The organism is Bacteroides muris (ex Afrizal et al. 2022) (assembly GCF_004793475.1).
Taxonomy (GTDB): Bacteria; Bacteroidota; Bacteroidia; order Bacteroidales; family Bacteroidaceae; genus Bacteroides; species Bacteroides muris.
The window spans coordinates 1-366 of record NZ_SRYZ01000142.1; the positions used below are offsets into that span (position 1 = coordinate 1).

General features: G+C 46.7%; 1 protein-coding gene. It reads left to right on the forward strand.

The annotated features are described in order from the left end of the window. Positions 1-44: 44 nt before the first annotated feature. Positions 45-366: conjugal transfer protein MobA (gene mobA / locus E5355_RS19255; RefSeq protein ID WP_136011576.1), on the forward strand; the 322-nt coding region annotated here is incomplete at its 3' end.

A 366-nucleotide genomic window follows, 5' to 3' on the forward strand; every position in this document is an offset into this window, starting at 1 on the left:
AGATTAAACAATGGACAAGCCATAAAATTAAAAGAATAAGAAGAATGAAAAAGAACAGCAAGTACGGGAGAAATCCCAAATTGAACCCAAAGACGCACTGCGTGATGGTGCGCTTCGACGATGTGGAATGGAACAGGTTCCTGACGATGTACAAGGAATCACAGGTGTATGCGAAAGCCGTCTTTCTGAAGGCGCACTTCTTCGGGCAGAAGTTCAAGGTGCTGAAAGTGGACAAGACGCTGGTGGGCTACTACACCAAACTGTCGGACTTCCATGCCCAGTTCCGCGGTATAGGAACCAATTACAATCAAGTCGTGAAGGAATTGCGCATCCATTTTTCGGAGAAGAAGGCGATGGCGTTGCTCT